The sequence below is a fragment of the Pseudomonas sp. GX19020 genome, assembly GCF_023371075.1.
In the GTDB taxonomy this organism is placed as follows: domain Bacteria; phylum Pseudomonadota; class Alphaproteobacteria; order Rhodobacterales; family Rhodobacteraceae; genus Pseudogemmobacter.
In genome coordinates this window covers 329,682-343,099 of sequence record NZ_JAMCCR010000003.1, presented here as the reverse complement: position 1 = coordinate 343,099, position 13,418 = coordinate 329,682, and the positions used below count along the sequence as shown (strand labels likewise).

Here is a 13,418-nt window from a genome sequence, read left to right as displayed (position 1 = left end):
GGTCTCTTTCACCGTGCTATAGGGCTGGATCCAGTCCAGACGAAGCCCCTCACGCCCCCAGAACGCATCAGGAGACGCAACCGATTCGCCATAAAGACGCGCGTAGCCCGCAGCATCAACATGCGCACCCGCCGAAAATTCCAATGATGGCGCGCGGCTCGTAACCGGACCTGACATGACACATTCCTCCCTTGCTTCGGGCGGTCTGTGCCCCTGGCCGGGATTTCCCCAAGGCCCGGCTCCCGCCCCGATCTGCTGGCCGGGGCCGGATCCATGACCGCCCCCCCTCAACGCGATAGGGGGACTCGGGAGCGGAAAGGTCAATAAGCGTCGAGCGACTTACCGTTCAACCGAAGGTGAAATCGCGCAGATAAGAGGGCGGCTCTGCGGCAAGCCCGGGCGCCAGGTCTGGGGCCGGGCGCGGCGCCCCCGTCACCATCTGCATCGGCAGGACCCCGGCCCAGACCGGCCAGCCGGCATCTTCCGGCGGGTCGGTCGGATCACCGGCGCTGATCTTCGCCGAAGCCTCCGAAATCGGCAGCGACAAGACCGCCGTCGCCTTCAGTTCCTGCACCGTCATCGGGCGCAAAGCGTCCCAGCGGCCGGGGAAAAGCTGCTCCATCATCGCCTTCAGCGCAGCCTCTTTGTCGGCCGGGTCGCGCAGCAGGACCGCCTCGCCAAAGACCATCATCGAGCGATATTGCGTTGAATGTTCCAGCCCTGACCGCGCCAGAACCATCCCATCGACCGCCGTCACCGTGACACAGACCTTCGCGCCCGATGCCGCCTTGATCATCCGGCTGGCCGAAGATCCGTGCCAGTAAATCCGGTCACCGATCCGCCATTGCAGCGTCGCGGTCACCACCGGCTGGCCGTCAATCAGATGGCCGATATGGGCCAGCGGAATGCGGTCCAGCAAATCGCGGATCACCTCAGGGTCATAGCTGGCCATCCCATGCTGACGGCGGGCACGGGTCAGGGTCGAGGGCGGCTTATGGTCGGACATGCTGGCTCCAGGCTATGGCTGTTCGCGCAATCTTCTCTGACGCCGCCCTGACGTCCACCCCGTTTCAGCCAGCGCATCGCCCGGATCCGACAGAAGAAAACCCCGCCCGGGCATACCGGACGGGGTTTAAATATCACCAGGGCCACGCTGCAGCGTAAAGCCCGGCACGCCTCAGGCGGCGGCTTGTGCTTTCTCGATATCGCGCTTGATTTTCAGCGCATCCGAGGAGAGCTCTGCATCCTTGGCACGCGCGAGGAACGCGTCCAGACCACCGCGGTGATCCACGGTCCGCAGAGCGGCTGCCGAGATGCGCAGGGTGTAGGTTTTGCCGAGCACGTCGGATGCCAGCGAAACCTCATTCAGGTTCGGCAGGAAACGACGACGGTTCTTGTTATTCGCATGGCTGACCGTGTTGCCGGTCATCGGGCCTTTGCCCGTCAGTTCGCAAACGCGCGACATTGCGGTATCCTTCAGGTCTGTTCAGCTTTCGCTGTATTGGGTCAGCTTGCGCTGTGTTCAAAGGACAAACCCAAGGGAATCCCCCCGCTGTCCGAATTCGATCCTGGGGCAAATACGGGGAATCCGCTCCGGCGTCAAGCGATTCACCGCGAGAAGCCGCCGGGAAACGCGGCTGTCAGGCAGCTTTCATGCCGGGCGCCCAAGCGCCTGCATCATCTGCCGCGCGGCGGCCTCGGGCGTGGCTTCTCCGGCTGCGACCTGAGCTCCGAGCCGGGCGAGGATACCCTTTGCCGGTTCCCGCTCCAGCACCGACAAAAGCCCGTGGCGCACCTCTTCCCCGAACCAATGCGCCGCCTGTTCAGACCGCCTGCGCGCCCAATGGCCCTGATCCTTGCGCCAGGTTGCAAGCCGGGTCATCTCGTCCCAGGCCTTGTCGAGGCCTGCGCCGCTATAGGCGGAAACCGGCATCGCTTTGGGGAAACCTTCCGGGTCCTGCGCGCGTTTGCGCAACAGCCGCAGCGCGCCGGCATAATCGGCCACCGTCCGGGTCGCGGTTGCCAGCAGGTCGCCATCCGCCTTGTTGACCAGAATCATATCGGCCATTTCCATGATGCCGCGCTTGACCCCTTGCAGCTCATCGCCACCCGCCGGCGCCATGAGAAGCAGGAAGACATCGCAGATCTCGGCCACCATGGTCTCGGACTGGCCGACCCCCACCGTTTCGATCAGCACAAGGTCAAACCCCGCCGCCTCGCACAGCGCCACCGCCTCACGGGTGCGCCGCGCCACACCGCCCATATGGGCCTGGCTGGGCGAGGGGCGGATATAGGCGTTGGGATGTCGCGAAAGCTGCTCCATCCGGGTCTTGTCACCGAGAATCGAGCCCCCCGACCGCGCCGAAGACGGGTCCACGGCAAGGACCGCGATCTTCTTGCCGGTCTCGGCCAGGTTCATGCCGAAAGCCTCGATAAAGGTGGATTTCCCCACCCCTGGCGTGCCCGAAAGCCCCAGCCGCAACGCCTGACGCCCGGAAGCGCGCAGCGCGGAAATCAGCTCCACCGCCTGTTCGCGGTGATCAGGGCGCGCGCTTTCGATCAGCGTGATCCCCCGCGCGAGCGCCCGCCGGTCACAGGCGAGGATCGCCCCGGCCATTGCGCCAATATCCATAGACTTCACCCCTGCACCCCCCTCCCGCATCTGTCAGCCTCAGTTCGCCTGCGGATAGGAGATCACCGAAAGATAGCGCGCCGGCAGCGTGTTCAGCTTTTCCGGCCCATGCGGTGCATCGGCGTCAAAGAACAGGCTGTCGCCGGGCTGCATCAGGAAGGTCTGCTCGCCATGGCGGTAGACCACCTCGCCTTCCAGCATATAGAGAAGCTCGATCCCGTCATGCTGGAAGGTCGGGAAGATATCGGATTGCTCGTTGAGCGTGATCAGATAGGGTTCGACGATCACGCCGCTGGCATTCTCGCCGATATGGCCAAGAAGGCTGTATTGATGGCCCGCCCGCGTGCCGGCGCGTTCAGTGATCACCGCTTCGCCCGACTTCACATGCATGACCTGGCGATTTTCCTCATAGCGACGGAAGAACGAGGTCAGCGGCACGGAAAGCGCATGGGCCAGCACCTGCAGCGTCGTGAGCGAGGGCGAGGTGATGCCGTTTTCGATCTTCGAGACCATGCCGATCGAGAGACCGGTCTGCTTTGAGAGATCGGCGACCGTCATCCCCTTCTGGCGACGAAAGCTGCGGACGGCGCGTCCGATGGCCACCTCGAGCACTTTCTCGCGTGGTTCAGAGACCCGGTGCGGATCCTGGGAGAGGGAGCGAAGTGGCTTGGCGGGCTCTGCTTTCTTCGGTCTGCTGCTCATCAAATCCCTCTGTTTCCCACAGTTTGCCGTCAGGCCTTGCCGGCCCGGACCTGCCGGTCCACTGACGGAGCTTGTATCATGGCCGTAAAATATGACTATGCTAGCGATAAATGTTTCCTGAGAGAATAAGAAACATGAACCAGGATGAAAGCGGCCTGCATCTGGGCTTTCTGATCTTTCCGGGCTTTCCGATGGCCTGCCTGACCTCGGCCATCGAGCCCCTGCGCGCAGCCAATGAGATCATCGGCAAACGCGCGTTCCGCTGGAGTGTCGTGGGCGAAACCGCGAGCCGCGTGGTCTCGTCTGCCGAGGTCGGTTTCGATCCCGATCTGGCGCTGGCAGATCTCACGGATTGCGACCAGCTTTACATCCTGTCGGGCCCGGCGGGAAAGTTCACCAATGCCCGCAGCTCAAACGCGGTGCTGCGCCGGCTCGCGCGCCATGGCACCGGGATCGGCGCCTTCTCGGGCGGAATCTTTCCGCTGGCCCGCTCCGGCCTGCTCGACGGACATAAAACCTCGGTCCACTGGTGCTATGAGGCCGCATTCAAAACCGAATTCCCCGGCGTGATTGCGTCGGAAAAGGTGATCACCATCGACCGCGGCCGCCTGACCGCCGCCGGCGCCACCGCCGTGTTTGATCTGATGCTGCGGCTGATCGAGGAACAGCTTGGCCCCGAGGCGATGACGGAAGTGGCCTGCTGGTTCCAGCACCCTTTCATGCGCGGCGAGGAAGTCGAACAAAAGACCCCGACGCTCCGCTCGGACCGTACCGAGGATATGCTGCCGCCGCCCGTCGCCCGCGCGATCCGGCTTTTCGCCGAACATATCGAAGACCCGATCCAGATCGCCGAAGTCGCCGAGGCCGTGGACCTGTCCTCACGCCAGCTCGACCGCTCGTTCAAACGGTCAACCGGCCAGAGCCCACTGAAATATTACCGGCTGCTCCGGCTGAAAAAAGCGCGTCAGATGGCGCTTTATTCCAACGACACGATCACGGAAATCGCGCTGGCGGTGGGTTATGCCAGCACCACCCCGCTCGTGCGCCATTACAGTCAGGCCTTCGGCGTCACCCCACAAGAGGATCGCAAACAGGCCAACCAGTTCCGTGTGAAAGAAAACGCGCCGCTCCCCGCAATCTGACCCGTTGCGATGAGGGCCGCCCGCTTCTGCCAGGCTGCAGAAGCGGGCGGCGGGGATATTCAGGAGACAGACAACAATATCGGAGAGACCGCGCTGGTTTCTGCCTCTGGATATTCCGGGCGGCGAGGGGACAGGCCCCCTCGCCACAGTTTCAACCTTTTGCTGCGCCGCGCATCAGAGCGCCGATTTAGCCGCCGTCAGCAGCGCATGATGCAGCGAGGCCGCCGAGGAACGCCCGCCATAGACCGTGTAGCTTTTCCCCGCGGCACGACAGACCAGGATACAGCCCAGATGTTCGATAACTGTACGGCTGGCGCCACCAGAGGGCAGTTTCCCCAGATCGAGGTTCGAAAGAAGTTCGAAAACGGAAAGAACGCCCTCGCCCTCCAGATCGAACCCGCCCCAGCCATCGGTCTGTTCAGTGATCGAAGCCGTATCTCCGAAGCCCTTTCTCAGGATCGGCGCGATGTCTTCATGCGTGGCGAAAGGCGCCTCGATGAACCATTGCTCCGGCCCGGTCCAGATCGCGGTAAAGACGCCGCCCGTGGCACTGCGCGCCGGTGCGGGCAGATCGAAGCCGAAGAAAGCACTGGCCGCCGCATGGAACTCTGCCAGTTTCCCCTGCCGCGCCGAAAGCGAGGCCAGCGCGGTGTCGGTCCGCTCGGTAATGGTCAGGCCGGGGAAGCTGTCCTTGCGGGGCGCGTCACCCCCCAGCTGGGTGATCGGTTTGAGACGATGATCAGCCACGGAGACGTTCTCCTTCCGGGTCGACAAAATGGGCGGAAACGACTTTGACCAGCGTCTCCTCTCCCGCCAGCGGGTTCACGGCGCGCAGCGTATCGCCTTTGCGGGCCGCACCGTCTTTCAGATAGCCAAGGCCGATGGAATGCCCGAGCGAGGGCGAAAACGCGACCGAGGTCATATAGCCCTGGTCGTTTTTCGCATCGGCCGGCGCGCCCTGGTTGATGAAATGCATCCCACCAAGCAGGGGTTTCGTCGCATCAACCGGCTGGAAGCCCACAAGATTATAGGCGCCCTCGCGGTTCATCCCCTCACGTTCCGACAAGGTCGAGCCGATCGAGTCCTTCTTCTTGTTGACCATGCCGGCCATGCCGAGGTTCAGCGCCGAGGTGGTGCCGTTCAGCTCATTCCCCGCCGCATGGCCTTTCTCGATCCGCATGACGCCGAGCGCCTCGGTGCCATAGACAAGGGCATTGAACTCGCGCCCGGCCTCCATCATGGCGCGGACAAGCCCGTCGCCGTAACGGGTTGGCACCGCGATTTCATAGGCCAGTTCTCCCGAGAAGGAGATCCGGAACAGCCGCGCCCTGAGGCCGCCACAAACCGTGATCTCGCCGCAGCCCATATAGGGGAAGGCCTCGTTCGAGATGTCGAATTCCGGATCGACGATTTTTTGCAGGAGCTTCCGGGCATTGGGTCCGGCGACCGAAAACTGCGCCCAGGCCTCGGTGGTCGAGATGATCTGCACATCAAGATCAGGCCAGAGGCACTGCCGCGCGAATTCCATATGGCGGTAGACGCCGACCGCATTCGCAGTGGTGGTGGTGGTGACGAAGTGATCCTCGGCCAGACGCGCCGTGGTGCCGTCATCCATCGCGATACCGTCTTCGCGCAGCATCAGACCATAGCGGACCTTGCCGATACCGAGTTTGGCAAAGGGGTTGCAATAGATGCGGTTGAGGAACTCTGCCGCATCCGGCCCCTGAACGTCGATCTTGCCCAGCGTGGTCACGTCACAGATGCCGACCGAACCACGGGTCGCCAGCACTTCGCGGTCCACGGATTGCCGCCAGGTGGTCTCGCCCGCTTTCGGGAACCACTGCGCGCGCAGCCACATGCCGACCTCGACAAAGACCGCGCCCTGTTCTGCCGCCCATTTATGCGAAGGCGTCAGGCGTTTGGGGCGGAAGTCAGCCCCCGCAGACCGGCCCGCGAAGGCCGCAATCGGCACCGGCGTATAGGGCGGGCGATAGATGGTGGTACCGGTTTCCGGGATCGACTTGCCGGTCATTTCGGCCATCACGGCAAGGCCCGAAATGTTCGAGGTCTTGCCCTGATCCGTCGCCATACCCATCGTGGTATAGCGCTTCAGATGCTCGACCGAGCGGAAGCCTTCCTGATGCGCAAGTTTGACGTCTTTGACGGTGACGTCGTTCTGCTGATCAAGCCAGGCGCGGCCCTTATGCGGCACATACCAGAGCGGCGTGACGCGCACCGGCGCATCCTCGGCCTGGGGCAGATCAGCGGATTTCACCGTCAGACCAAGGCCTTCCAGCGCCCCGGCTGCAGCCTCAGCACCAGAGGCCAGCGCGCCGGCGGTTGAAAGCCGGCCATTCGCTGCGCCCGCCACTACCATGCCCACCGGCAGGGTGCCGGGGACGAAGGCAGCAAGGTCTGCATTCCAGACCGGGAGGCCGCGCTGATGACAGGTCAGATGCACATTCGGGTTCCAGCCACCCGAGACGCCAAGCGCCTCTGTGGAAATCTGGCGGGTCTCGCCATTCGCAAGTTTCACCCTGATCGAGGACAGGCCAAGGCGGCCATGCGCATCGGTCACCACGGCGCCACGCAGATGCTCAGCCCCCTGGAAGGCGGGGCCATCGGCGCGACTGTCGATCACGGCGGCAACCTTGACGCCCTTAGCAAGCAGATCCGACGCCGTGCGCAAGCCATCGTCATTATTGGTGAAGACCGCGACCGTCTGGCCCGGCGTCGCAGCCCAGCGATTGGCATAGGCGCGCATGGCACCGGCCAGCATCACACCCGGACGGTCGTTGTTTTTGAACGCAATCGGGCGTTCGGTCGCGCCTGCGGCCAGCACGGCACGCTGTGAATAGATCCGCCACAGGATCTGGCGCGGCTTGCCTGAGGCCGGGGTCGCGATGTGGTCCGACACCCGCTCCAGCGCGCCATAGATACCGTGGTCAAAGGCACCGATCACCACCGTCCGCGTCAGGATGCGGACATTCGGCAGGCTCGAAAGCTCTGCAATCGCAGATTTCGCCCAGTCAGCACCCGAGGCATCGCCAAGCGTAAAGGTCTCGGCATTCAGCCGCCCGCCCGGGGTGAAATCCTCATCTGCGAGGATCACCCGCGCACCAGACCGCGCCGCCGTCAGCGCCGCCGCCAGACCCGAAGGCCCTGCCCCGATCACCAGCAGATCGCAATGCAGGAAGCCCTTGTCATAGGCATCCGGGTCGTCCTGCATCGAGAGGCTGCCAAGCCCCGCCGCGCGGCGGATCATCGGCTCGTAAAGCTTTTCCCAGAACGCCTTCGGCCACATGAAGGTCTTGTAATAGAACCCCGCCGCGAAGAAGGACGACAGCCGGTCATTGATCGCGAGGAAGTCGAACTTCAGCGATCCGACATGGTTCTGGCTTTTCGCGCTGAGGCCCTCGAACAGTTCCGCAATGGTCGCGCGGGTGTTCGGCTCCTGCCGTGCGCCCTGGCGCAGTTCTACAATCGCGTTCGGCTCTTCCGAACCCGAAGAGATCGGGCCGCGCGGGCGGTGATATTTGAACGACCGGCCCATCAGCCGCACGCCATTCGCGAGCAAAGCCGAGGCGAGCGTATCGCCCTCATAACCCTGATAGGTGGCCCCATCGAAGGTGAAATTCAGCGGTTTCGAGCGGTTCAGCTGGCCACCGGACAGACGGTTCTTCTGGCTCATTTCGACCTTCCCCGGGCGCGGGCCACATCTCGGGCCAGCTCGACTTTGGTGATTTCATGGGTCAGCGTGTTGCGGGTCACCACAAGCCAGGACCGGTCGCCCTGTTCGTGGAACCACAGCTCCTGGTGAAGCCCCGCCGGGTTTTTGCGCTGATAGAGGTAGTCGTGAAAGGTATCGACGGCGCCTTCGGCGGCCCAGTCTGGCCGGTCGATCAGGTTCGCATCGCCAAGATAGACGAATTCCTGCGAATCTCGCGGCCCCAGCAGGGGGTGATTGATAATCATCGCTCAGGTCCTCAATGCAGGTTCGGTTGGGCGCCCATGCCCTTTTCGTCGATCATCAGCCCCTTGCGGAACCGGTCGAACCGATAGGCGGTCGCCACGGAATGCGGTTGGTCATTGGCGAGCAGATGCGCAAAGCACCAGCCGCTGGCCGGCGTTGCCTTAAAGCCGCCATAGCACCAGCCGCCGTTGAAATAGAGCCCGTCGATATCGGTCTTGTCGATGATGGGCGAGCCGTCCATCGACATATCCATGACGCCGCCCCAGATCCGCAGCAGGCGCGCCCGCCCGATCATCGGCATGATCGACATCCCGCCCTCACAGACATCTTCCACGACCGGAAGATTGCCGCGCTGCGCATAGGTATTATAGCCGTCGATATCGCCGCCGAAGACGAGGCCACCCTTGTCGGACTGGCTGACATAGAAATGGCCCGCGCCATAGGTGATCACGCCCGGCAGCACCGGCTTCAGCCCTTCCGAGACGAAGGCCTGCAGCACATGGCTCTCGATCGGCAGACGCTCGATCCCGGCCTGCGCCATGACCTTGCCCGACGAGCCCGCCACCGCACAGCCGATCTTGTTCGCGCCGATGAACCCGCGGGTGGTCTCGACGCCCAGCACCTTGCCGTTCTCGATCTTAAACCCGGTGACTTCGCAATTCTGGATAATGTCGACGCCGCGCTGATCGGCGCCGCGCGCATAGCCCCAGGCGACCGCATCATGGCGCACGGTGCCACCACGCGGCTGCAACAGGCCGCCTTTGATCGGGAAGCGCGCATTGTCGAAGTTCAGGAAGGGCGCGATCTTGCGTACACCTTCCTGGTCAAGCAGTTCGGCATCGACCCCGTTCAGGCGCATGCCATTGCCGCGACGGCGGAAGGCATCGCGCTGCGCATCGGTATGGCAGAGATTCAGCACGCCGCGCTGGCTGACCATGGCGTTATAGTTGAAATCCTGCTCGAGGTTTTCCCACAGCTTCATGGAAAACTCATAGAACGGCTCATTGCCATCAAGCAGATAGTTCGAGCGGATGATCGTCGTGTTGCGGCCCACATTGCCGCCGCCGATCCAGCCCTTTTCCAGCACGGCGACATTGGCCTTGCCGAAGATCTTCGCCAGGTAATAGGCGGTCGCAAGCCCATGGCCACCGCCACCTATGATAATGATATCATAGTGTTTCTTTGGCTCTGGGTCGCGCCAGGCGGGCGTCCAGCCTTTATGGCCCGTCAGGGCCTCTTTGATCACTTTGAAGCCTGAATACCGCATCATATCCCCGCGCCGAAACTTCACCTCAGTGTCAGGATTTTCACCGGCCCCACCCCTCTTGTTTCAGACAGCGACCCTTTCATTTCGGACATGTCACAAAATTCTGTCAGCGGGGTAACGGATCCCGGAAGCATGGCAGAATGACAGACGTATATCAAAAAATGATTGACGTATGTCATTTCCTCATCTCTTCTGCGGGCGGGAGGAGAATCAAATGCGCAAGCCGACGCTGCAGGATGTGGCGCGGGCTGCGGGCGTGAGTTACGCGACTGCGGACCGGGTTCTCAATGAGCGCGGAAATGTCGCCGAAAAATCCACGCGCCGGGTCCTGCACGCCATCGAAACGCTCGGATATGAGCGCGATCTCCATGCCGCGAATCTGTCGCGCGGGCGCATCTATCATTTCCGTTTCCTGCTGCCGGGCGGCGATCACAGCTTCTTTCGCGCCCTGCGCCAGGCGGTTGACGCCGAAGCCTCTGCCCGACGCACCGACCGCGTTCGTTTCACCCTGACCGAAGTGCCGACGCTTGATTCCGACGCGCTGGCACGCGCGCTGGAACAACTGCCGCGCGATTGCGATGCCGTGGCGGTTGTAGCCACCGAATCGCCGAGGATCGCCGAGGCCATCGGCGCGCTGCGCGAAGCGCGCATTCCGGTGGTGACGCTGGTGGGCGATGCAGCGCCAGATCTGCGCGCGGCCTATGTCGGCATCGACAACCAGATGGCCGGGCGCACCGCCGGGCGCCTTATCCGAATGGCGCATATTGCGCGTCCGGCCTCTGCGCCCGGGCTGATCCTGCCGGTGATCGGCGCGCTGAGCGCGCGCGACCACCGCGACCGGCATGAAGGTGCGCGCCTTGTGCTTGAAGGCGGGCCGCAGCTTATGGCCCCTGTTGTGGTGGATGACCGCCCCGACCTGATGCGCCTGCGCGTTTCAGAGGCGCTGGAACAGGAACCCCGCATCACCGGCATCTATTCCATCGGCGCCGGCAATCGCGGGCTGATCGAGATCCTCGCGCACAGGCCAGATGCGCGCCCCTTCACCATCATGCATGATCTGACGCCCACAACGCGCGGCGGTCTTGAAGCCGGCCTTGTCGATGCGGTGATCGACCAGAAACCGGCGCAGGAGGTCGCGCTGTCGGTCGATGTGATGAAGGCGCTCTCGGATGGGCGCGAGCTTCCCGACCCGACGCGCGACATCACGCCGACCATCTTTCTGAAAGACAACCTGCCGGCGGCATTGCCCTCGCCCCCGACCGAACTTCAGCCTGCCCTTTTGCCCACAGGAGACCCCCGTTGAGCGGTTATTTCGACTCCATCGCCCCGGTGAAATTCGCCCCCGAAACTGCCCATGAATCCGGGGGGCTCGCCTATCATCACTACAATCCCGATGAAATCGTGCTGGGCAAACGGATGGAGGATCACCTTCGTTTCGCCGTCGCCTACTGGCATTCCTTTGCCTGGGATGGCGGCGACCCCTTTGGCGGCCGCACCTTTGACCGCCCCTGGTTCCCCGCCGATACGATGGCGCTGGCAAAGCAGCGGGCAGATGAGGCCTTCGACCTCTTCCGCATCCTCGGCGTGCCCTATTACTGTTTCCACGACCATGATGTCCGCCCCGAAGGTGCAACTCTGCGCGAAAGCCGCGCCCGGCTTGAAGAAATCGCCGATTACTTCCAGGCGAAGATGGAGGCAGGCGGGCCGAAACTCCTCTGGGGCACTGCGAACCTCTTTACCAATCGCCGGTATATGTCGGGCGCGGCTTCGAACCCCGACCCGGATGTCTTCGCCTATTCGGCATCCGTCGTACGCGGCGCGATGGAAGTGACCCATCGTCTGGGCGGTGAAAACTACGTCCTCTGGGGCGGGCGCGAAGGCTATGAGACGCTTCTGAACACCGATCTCGGCCAGGAGCTTGACCATATGGGTCGCTTCCTGAACCTCGTTGTCGAGCATAAGCACAAGATCGGCTTCAAAGGCACCATCCTGCTGGAGCCGAAACCGCAGGAGCCGACCAAGCACCAATACGACTATGACGTCGCCACCTGCTACGGCTTCCTCAAGCGCTACGGCCTTGAAAACGAAGTAAAACTGAACATCGAACAGGGTCACGCGATCCTTGCCGGTCATTCGTTCGAACATGAGCTGGCGATGGCGGCGACTTTGGGGATCCTCGGCTCCATCGACATGAACCGCAACGATTACCAGTCCGGCTGGGATACCGATCAGTTCCCGAACAATGTGCCCGAAACCGCTCTGGCCTATTATGAAGTGCTGAAAGCGGGCGGCTTCACCACCGGCGGCACCAACTTCGACGCGAAAGTCCGCCGCCAGTCGCTGGATGCAGAAGACCTTGTCGCGGCCCATGTCGGCGCGATGGATGTCTGCGCGCGCGGCCTGAAAGCGGCGGCGAAAATGCTGGAAGAGGGCCGGCTCGAGGCCGCCCGTACGGCAAGGTACAAAGGCTGGCAGAGCGCTGATGCCCAGGCGATGCTGGGCAAGACCGCCACCCTCGCCTCGATTGCCGATGCGGCAGAGGCCTCCGGGCTCGACCCGCAGCCGGTTTCGGGGCGGCAGGAAATTCTGGAAAATCTGGTTAACCGATACGTCTGAGCACCAGCCCTGGGGAGGAAAGACCATGAAGACGATCAAAGGGCCGGGACTGTTTCTCGCGCAATTCGCAAGCGATGCGGCGCCGTTCAATTCCTGGGACAGCATCACGAAATGGGCCGCCGATATCGGCTATCAAGGCGTCCAGGTGCCCAGCTGGGACGGGCGGCTGATCGACCTCGACCGCGCCGCATCCAGCAAGGATTACTGCGACGAATTCAAGGGCGTGGCCGAGGCGAATGGCGTGGTGGTGACCGAGCTTTCGACCCATCTCCAGGGCCAGCTGGTCGCGGTGCATCCGGCTTATGACGAGGGCTTCGACGGCTTTGCCGCGCCGCATGTGCGCGGCAATCCGAAGGCACGCCAGGAATGGGCCGTGACCCAGGTGAAAAACGCGCTGACCGCCAGCAAACATATGGGGCTGACGGCCCAGGCGTCATTTTCCGGCGCACTGGCCTGGCCCTATATCTACCCCTGGCCGCAGCGCCCGGCGGGCCTGGTGGAAACGGCGTTCGACGAACTCGCCCGCCGCTGGAAGCCGATCCTCGACCATGCCGACGATTGCGGTGTCGACATCTGCTACGAGATCCATCCCGGCGAAGACCTGCATGACGGCATCACCTATGAGATGTTCTTGGAACGCACCGGCAACCATCCCCGGGCCTGCATGCTCTACGATCCCTCGCATTATGTGCTGCAATGCCTGGATTATCTGGACAATATCGACATTTATCGCGACCGTATCCGGATGTTCCATGTCAAGGATGCCGAGTTCAACCCAACCGGCCGCCAGGGGGTCTATGGCGGCTTCCAGTCATGGGTGAACCGGGCCGGGCGGTTCCGCAGTCTGGGCGATGGCCAGGTCGATTTCGGCGCAGTGTTCTCGAAAATGGCGGCGAATGATTTCGACGGCTGGGCGGTCGTGGAATGGGAATGTGCGATCAAGCATCCCGAAGACGGCGCGCGCGAAGGGGCCGAATTCGTGAAACATCACATCATCCGCGTCACCGACAAAGCGTTTGACGATTTCGCGGATGGTGGCACTGATGAGGCCGCGAACCGCCGTATGCTCGGGCTATGAGGGGGGAT

The 13,418-nt window shown here is 62.9% G+C and carries 13 protein-coding genes; 4 read left to right on the top strand and 9 right to left on the bottom strand.

The annotated features are described in order from the left end of the window. From M3484_RS23970 to M3484_RS08920, 5 genes are all read right to left on the bottom strand, one after another. A partial coding sequence (locus tag M3484_RS23970) for an acetyl-coenzyme A synthetase N-terminal domain-containing protein (RefSeq protein ID WP_502942444.1) occupies positions 1 to 177 on the bottom strand: 177 nt, incomplete at its 3' end. A gap of 169 nt (positions 178 to 346) precedes the next feature. Further along, positions 347 to 1,006: a pyridoxamine 5'-phosphate oxidase family protein gene (locus M3484_RS08935; RefSeq protein WP_249496597.1), complete on the bottom strand. Its 660-nt coding sequence runs from the start codon at positions 1,004 to 1,006 to the stop codon at positions 347 to 349. Positions 1,007 to 1,177: 171 nt separating this feature from the next. Continuing rightward, positions 1,178 to 1,465, bottom strand: a complete 288-nt coding sequence (gene rpmB, locus M3484_RS08930; RefSeq protein ID WP_092895652.1) for a 50S ribosomal protein L28 — start codon at positions 1,463 to 1,465, stop codon at positions 1,178 to 1,180. Positions 1,466 to 1,651: 186 nt separating this feature from the next. Continuing rightward, complete coding sequence (gene meaB / locus M3484_RS08925; RefSeq protein WP_249496596.1) at positions 1,652 to 2,632, bottom strand: methylmalonyl Co-A mutase-associated GTPase MeaB; 981 nt, start codon at positions 2,630 to 2,632, stop codon at positions 1,652 to 1,654. A 39-nt stretch (positions 2,633 to 2,671) separates the two neighbouring features. Continuing rightward, positions 2,672 to 3,334 carry a helix-turn-helix domain-containing protein gene (locus M3484_RS08920; RefSeq protein WP_092895648.1) on the bottom strand — a complete coding sequence of 221 codons (663 nt, stop codon included), beginning with the start codon at positions 3,332 to 3,334 and terminating at the stop codon, positions 2,672 to 2,674. A gap of 134 nt (positions 3,335 to 3,468) precedes the next feature. On the opposite strand from M3484_RS08920, the gene M3484_RS08915 reads away from it, so the two are divergent. Further along, positions 3,469 to 4,476: a GlxA family transcriptional regulator gene (locus M3484_RS08915; protein ID WP_092895646.1), complete on the top strand. Its 1,008-nt coding sequence runs from the start codon at positions 3,469 to 3,471 to the stop codon at positions 4,474 to 4,476. 174 nt (positions 4,477 to 4,650) lie between these two features. Here the strand turns inward: M3484_RS08915 and M3484_RS08910 are convergent, their stop codons facing one another. The 4 genes from M3484_RS08910 to M3484_RS08895 are packed head-to-tail and all read right to left on the bottom strand — an operon-like array spanning position 4,651 to position 9,719. Next, a complete protein-coding gene (locus tag M3484_RS08910) occupies positions 4,651 to 5,223 on the bottom strand; it encodes a sarcosine oxidase subunit gamma (RefSeq protein WP_249496595.1) in 573 nt (190 codons plus the stop codon). Continuing rightward, positions 5,216 to 8,167, bottom strand: a complete 2,952-nt coding sequence (locus tag M3484_RS08905) for a sarcosine oxidase subunit alpha family protein (RefSeq protein WP_249496594.1) — start codon at positions 8,165 to 8,167, stop codon at positions 5,216 to 5,218. Before M3484_RS08905 ends, M3484_RS08910 begins: the two co-directional genes overlap by 8 nt. Then, a complete protein-coding gene (locus M3484_RS08900) occupies positions 8,164 to 8,451 on the bottom strand; it encodes a sarcosine oxidase subunit delta (RefSeq protein WP_092895640.1) in 288 nt (95 codons plus the stop codon). The genes M3484_RS08905 and M3484_RS08900 overlap by 4 nt, the downstream gene beginning before the upstream one ends. An 11-nt stretch (positions 8,452 to 8,462) precedes the next feature. Next, the gene (locus M3484_RS08895; RefSeq protein WP_249496593.1) at positions 8,463 to 9,719 is read right to left on the bottom strand and encodes a sarcosine oxidase subunit beta family protein; all 1,257 of its coding nucleotides are present in this window, start codon (positions 9,717 to 9,719) and stop codon (positions 8,463 to 8,465) included. A 211-nt stretch (positions 9,720 to 9,930) separates the two neighbouring features. Between M3484_RS08895 and M3484_RS08890 the strand changes: the two genes are divergently transcribed. Genes M3484_RS08890 through M3484_RS08880 form a run of 3 tightly spaced genes read left to right on the top strand, consistent with a single transcriptional unit; the run spans position 9,931 to position 13,410 of the window. Further along, the gene (locus tag M3484_RS08890; protein ID WP_249496592.1) at positions 9,931 to 11,019 is read left to right on the top strand and encodes a LacI family DNA-binding transcriptional regulator; all 1,089 of its coding nucleotides are present in this window, start codon (positions 9,931 to 9,933) and stop codon (positions 11,017 to 11,019) included. After that, entirely contained in the window at positions 11,016 to 12,332 is a 1,317-nt protein-coding gene (gene xylA / locus M3484_RS08885; RefSeq protein WP_283258370.1) for a xylose isomerase, read from the top strand. Before M3484_RS08890 ends, xylA begins: the two co-directional genes overlap by 4 nt. 25 nt (positions 12,333 to 12,357) lie before the next feature. After that, the gene (locus tag M3484_RS08880) at positions 12,358 to 13,410 is read left to right on the top strand and encodes a sugar phosphate isomerase/epimerase family protein (protein WP_249496591.1); all 1,053 of its coding nucleotides are present in this window, start codon (positions 12,358 to 12,360) and stop codon (positions 13,408 to 13,410) included. Positions 13,411 to 13,418 lie beyond the last annotated feature (8 nt).

What these genes read in the sequence shown, in the direction of transcription:
- M3484_RS08915 (WP_092895646.1), top strand. Translation starts at nt 3,469, where the DNA reads ATGAACCAGGATGAAAGCGGCCTGCATCTGGGCTTTCTGATCTTTCCG.
- M3484_RS08895 (WP_249496593.1), bottom strand. Translation starts at nt 9,719, where the DNA reads ATGATGCGGTATTCAGGCTTCAAAGTGATCAAAGAGGCCCTGACGGGC.
- meaB (WP_249496596.1), bottom strand. Translation starts at nt 2,632, where the DNA reads ATGGATATTGGCGCAATGGCCGGGGCGATCCTCGCCTGTGACCGGCGG.
- M3484_RS08935 (WP_249496597.1), bottom strand. Translation starts at nt 1,006, where the DNA reads ATGTCCGACCATAAGCCGCCCTCGACCCTGACCCGTGCCCGCCGTCAG.
- M3484_RS08905 (WP_249496594.1), bottom strand. Translation starts at nt 8,167, where the DNA reads ATGAGCCAGAAGAACCGTCTGTCCGGTGGCCAGCTGAACCGCTCGAAA.
- M3484_RS08920 (WP_092895648.1), bottom strand. Translation starts at nt 3,334, where the DNA reads ATGAGCAGCAGACCGAAGAAAGCAGAGCCCGCCAAGCCACTTCGCTCC.
- M3484_RS08880 (WP_249496591.1), top strand. Translation starts at nt 12,358, where the DNA reads ATGAAGACGATCAAAGGGCCGGGACTGTTTCTCGCGCAATTCGCAAGC.
- M3484_RS08900 (WP_092895640.1), bottom strand. Translation starts at nt 8,451, where the DNA reads ATGATTATCAATCACCCCCTGCTGGGGCCGCGAGATTCGCAGGAATTC.
- M3484_RS08890 (WP_249496592.1), top strand. Translation starts at nt 9,931, where the DNA reads ATGCGCAAGCCGACGCTGCAGGATGTGGCGCGGGCTGCGGGCGTGAGT.
- rpmB (WP_092895652.1), bottom strand. Translation starts at nt 1,465, where the DNA reads ATGTCGCGCGTTTGCGAACTGACGGGCAAAGGCCCGATGACCGGCAAC.